1 protein-coding gene is annotated in these 360 nt (G+C 62.2%); it reads left to right on the plus strand.

Going from position 1 to position 360, the window contains the following annotated elements; all coding sequences use genetic code 11:
- Positions 1–330 (plus strand): DUF1348 family protein (locus HWX14_RS36295; protein ID WP_175886801.1); only part of this gene is annotated, 330 nt, incomplete at its 5' end.
- Positions 331–360 lie beyond the last annotated feature (30 nt).

A 360-nucleotide genomic window follows, 5' to 3' on the forward strand; every position in this document is an offset into this window, starting at 1 on the left:
CGCGCCGAGTTCGCGAACAACCGCGCGGAAGCGCAGGCGTTCCTCGAACGCAAATGGAAGAAGGAGCACGAGTATCGCCTGATCAAGGAACTGTGGGCGTTCGGCGGCAATCGCATTGCCGTGCGCTACGCCTACGAATGGCACGACGACTCCGGCAACTGGTTCCGCTCCTATGGCAACGAGAACTGGGAGTTCGGCGAGGATGGCCTGATGCAACACCGCTATGCGTGCATCAACGACATGCCGATCAAGGAATCCGAGCGCAAGTATCACTGGCCCTTGGGCCGTCGGCCGGACGATCACCCGGGACTGAGCGAGCTGGGACTTTGAAGCCCGGAGCGTGACAGCCGCGATGAGCGG

The organism is Burkholderia sp. BCC0044, from assembly GCF_902832955.1.
Classification (GTDB): domain Bacteria; phylum Pseudomonadota; class Gammaproteobacteria; order Burkholderiales; family Burkholderiaceae; genus Burkholderia.